At 66.3% G+C, this 3994-nt stretch carries 2 protein-coding genes and 2 pseudogenes; 3 read left to right on the top strand and 1 reads right to left on the bottom strand.

Features of this window, described 5'->3' with window-relative positions; genetic code table 11:
• Positions 1-127: 127 nt before the first annotated feature.
• From AB8Z36_RS30990 to AB8Z36_RS31000, 3 genes and pseudogenes are all read left to right on the top strand, one after another.
• Positions 128-736, top strand: a complete 609-nt coding sequence (locus AB8Z36_RS30990) for a DinB family protein (protein WP_369216712.1) — start codon at positions 128-130, stop codon at positions 734-736.
• Between the two features lie 606 nt (positions 737-1342).
• On the top strand, positions 1343-2113 hold the full coding sequence (locus tag AB8Z36_RS30995) for a calcium-binding protein (RefSeq protein WP_369216711.1): 771 nt from the start codon (positions 1343-1345) through the stop codon (positions 2111-2113).
• A gap of 159 nt (positions 2114-2272) precedes the next feature.
• Positions 2273-3403, top strand: a pseudogene (locus AB8Z36_RS31000) (IS701 family transposase); the annotation flags it as partial.
• A gap of 317 nt (positions 3404-3720) precedes the next feature.
• Here AB8Z36_RS31000 and AB8Z36_RS31005 read toward each other — a convergent pair.
• A pseudogene (locus AB8Z36_RS31005) lies at positions 3721-3994 on the bottom strand (IS5/IS1182 family transposase); the annotation flags it as partial.

Below are 3994 nucleotides of genomic sequence, written 5' to 3' on the forward strand. Positions count from 1 at the left end.
GCCCAGGCCCCGGGGCGTGGGCCAGGGCGGGCAAGTCGGCACATACGATTCGCTGTCCGCTTCTCGTCTCGGTGGTGTGGCGCGGATTGTGTCCGTCTGGGTGGGGTGCGTGGCAGGCTCGTGTCCTGTGATGGATGACTTGGTGAGGGAGCGGCTGCACAGTGATCTGCGGCAGATACGTGAGGTGATGCTGTGGAAGCTTGACGGGCTTGGCGAGTATGACGTGCGTCGTCCGCTGACGCCGACGGGTACCAGCCTTCTCGGGCTGGTGAAGCACTTGTCGTTGTGGGAGGCCAGGTATTTCGGTGAGGTCTTCGGCCGGCCGTTCCCCGAGCCTTTGCCCCGGTGGGATGACATTGCAGAGCGCGGCGCTGACCTGTGGGCAGCCGGGCACGAGACGCGCGGGGAGATCATCGGCCGCTATCGGCGCGTGTGGGAGCACTCCGACGCCACGATCACCACTCGCTCTTTGGATGCTCCCGGTCACGTGCCCTGGTGGCCACGGCCTGAGGTGACGTTGTTCGGCATCTTGCTGCACGTGCTCAACGAGACCCATCGGCATGCCGGACATGCCGACATCCTGCGCGAACAGCTCGACAACTCAACCGGGACAACGGCCGAGTATGCCGCTGCGCAGCATGACGCGGCCTTCTGGGAGGCCCACCGGGCGAAGATCGAGCGTGCTGCCAGAGCAGCAGCGGAGAAGGAGCAGCACTCGCCTTCGCCGCATCCGTGAGGCGGCTGCCGTGCACACCACCAGCACGCAGCGCAACAGCCACGTGTGCGCGGAGCGGACCTTGAGGCGTTCGCCCGCCAGGCACAGATTCCGGGACCATCCACGTGTGCACGGAGCGGACAGCGGCTGATACGCAGGGACCACTGTCCGCCTGGGACCATCCACGTGTGCGCGGAGCGGACGGTGAGCAGCGCATGACGCTCCTGTGGGCACTGGGGCCATCCACGTGTGCGCGGAGCGGACTGAGCTGCTCGGCCTCCGAGCGCGCGGCCTCGGGGGCCATCCACGTGTGCGCGGAGCGGACCTTCCGTGACCTGCGTCAAGGCTGTCTCGTGTACCGCATTTTCGATGACTTTCGTCGATTCGGGTATTTTGCGCGTGTGTGGATGGGGTGCTCACTTGCGTGGCACCGCTGCCCACTCTCCTGCGGGAAGGGTGGTCGACGGGGTGTTGCTCCGGGCCCGTATCGGGGCGTCCCGGCCGGTTGGGCGTACAACCGTTCAGCGGCTTCAGGAGTCGTCATCGACGCCTCAGCATCACTGAGGTGGAGCGACCAGGCCAGATTTGGGCTGTATTGAGCTCCTATAAGTCGAGAGAAAGCAACTGATGCGCAAGAGTGCTGTTGTGGCCGCCACTGTCGGCGTCTTGTCCGCGATTGTCGTGCCGGGTGCCGCTGTGGCGGACGGACACGAGGGTGACACCCAGATTCTCAAGGTGGTCATCAACGGTGGGAACGACATCGCCCTGGGCACGACCGAGGCGAAGAAGTTCACCCTCCAAGTGACCGCCAGTGACGATTCCGGCATCAAGGAGGATTACACGGTCCCGTCGCTGTGGAACGGTTCGAAGGGACTCGTCATCCCCGACAACCCCACCGGGGACTGTGTAACTCACGCTACTGAACCCACGATCAGCACGTGCACGTACAAGATGACGTTGCGCCCGCAGATCGATCCGCAGGACAACACCACGGCCGGTACCTGGAAGGCGGCCATCCCTGTCAGCGGCAACGACGGCGACTACGTGGACAAGGACGCCGCCGCCACCGTGAAGGTCAGGCGCTACGCAAGGATGACTGTGAACGCCTCACCTGAACCGGTGAAGAAGGGCAAGACGCTGACGGTGACCGGCAGCCTCACCCGCGCAAGCTGGGAGACGTACAAGTACGCCGGCTACACAGCGCAGGCAGTGAAATTGCAGTTCCGTAAGAAGGGCGCTGCCTCATACAGCACTGTGAAGACGGTGAGCACAAACAGCGGTGGAGCTCTCAAGACGACCGTCAAGGCCGCGTCCGACGGCTACTGGCGCTGGTCGTTCGCCGGCACCTCAACCACCAATTCCGTCACCACCACTGCCGACTACGTCGACGTCAACTAGTACTCCAGCAGGACTTCGCTGTCTGACCCTGTGGCGTTGGCCGGGCGGCTGGAGTGTAGCGGGCCGGACCATGGTCAGGGACGGTCTCACGGGGGCCGTCCCTCGAACGGGCGACCCCGCCGCCGGTATTGACAGCGTCGGGGGCACGGTCTTCTTGTGATGACCGAGCGGGCTGCCGCGCAATGGGACCGGGAACTCGACGACCTTCTGATCACCGTCGGCCGTCGTTTCGGCCGGGTGGAGCTGCGCCGCCGGATGCGTGACTACGTCCGCGGGCTGCTCGCCCCGGTCGCCCGGAAGAACAGCTGGCAGCTGGCCGAGCAGGCCGGCCACGCCACCCCCGACGGTCTACAGCACCTGCTGGTCGGCGCGAAGTGGCAGCCCGACGACCTCCGCGATGACCAGCAGCAATACGTCGCCGACCAACTCGGCGAGGACGACGGTGTCCTCGTCATCGACGTCACTGGCTTCATCAAAAAGGGCACCACCTCTGCCGGGGTGCAGCGTCAGTACTCCGGCACCGCCGGCCGCACCGAGAATTGCCAGATCGGTGTGTTCGCCGCCTACGCCTCCCGCCGCGGAGGGGTGCTGGTAGACCGGGAGTTGTACCTCCCCAAGTCCTGGACCGAGGATTTGGAACGCTGCCACGCGGCCAAGATCCCCGATGACCAGGCGTTCGCCACGAAGGGGCAACTGGCGCGGCACATAGTGCTGAGGGCCCTGGCCTCATCCCTGCCCATCACCTGGGTCACGGCGGACTCCGCTTACGGCCAGGAAGACCGCTTTCGCCGGCTGCTGGAACAGTCCGGTGTCGGCTACGTGCTGGCCGTGCCCAAGTCCCAGTTTGCCGTCGGCTGCCCGCGCATCGACCACCTGTTCGCGCAGGCCCCGGCCGAGGCATGGCAGCAGCTCTCCTGCGGCGACGGGGCGAAGGGACCGCGCATCTACCACTGGGCCGCGGTGCGGCTGTCGACCGTCGAAGAGTTCGACTACCAGGGCGACGTCCCGTTCCGGATGCGGTGGGCGCTGGCCCGCCGCAGCATGTCCCGCCCGGATGAGATCGCCTACTACCTCGCCTACAGCCCCCTGCAGGTCACCGTCCAGGAACTGGTGCGGATCGCCGGGGCGCGGTGGGCCATCGAGGAGTGTTTCCAGGCAGCGAAGAACGAATGCGGGCTGGACCAGTACGAAGTCCGCCGTTACGGGGGCTGGTACCGGCATATCACCCTGGCCATGCTTGCCCACGCCTTCCTGGCCGTCAACGCCCATCGGGCAGGCGAAAAGGGGGCGCCACCGGTGGAAGCGCCGGGGCCATCGCGCTCACCGTGGCGGAGGTTCGGCGACTCCTGGCAGCTTGTTGCCCCCCGGCCCCCGCACCTGCGCGGACAACGAGGCAGACACCACGCGGTGAACTGGTCGAACTGGCGCCGTCGGCGCCAGGCAGTCGCTCGTTGCTGTCATTACCGGCGACGGGGTCGCCCGTTCGAGGGGCGGCCTCCGGGAGACCGTCTCTGACCATGGTCCGGCCCGCTACACTCCAGCCGCCCGGCCAACGCCACAGGTCAGACAGCGAAGTCCTGCTGGAGTACTAGGTCGTGTCCGCAAAGTCAGGGCAGCCAGAGTTTGAGGCAGGCCAGGGTGACCAGGGCCTGGTAGTGGCGGGCGCGTTTGTCGTAGCGGGTGGCCAGGGCTTTGTTGTGCTTGAGCTTGTTGAAGCAGAGGCTCTCGCCCCTGCGGAGGCGGCCGTTGATCTGGTCGATGCGCTCGGGAATCGCCGCCTTGATGCCGCGACGTCGCAGGTAGGTGCGGATCTTCGTGGACGAGTAGCCCTTGTCCGCCGCGACCCGCTCGGGCCTGGTTCTGGGTCTGCCGGGTCCGCAC

This window comes from Streptomyces flavofungini (genome assembly GCF_041028215.1).
Classification (GTDB): Bacteria; Actinomycetota; Actinomycetes; order Streptomycetales; family Streptomycetaceae; genus Streptomyces; species Streptomyces flavofungini_B.

Bases quoted from the DNA above. Each gene is read 5' to 3' on its own strand.
- AB8Z36_RS30995 (WP_369216711.1), top strand. From the start codon at position 1,343: ATGCGCAAGAGTGCTGTTGTGGCCGCCACTGTCGGCGTCTTGTCCGCG.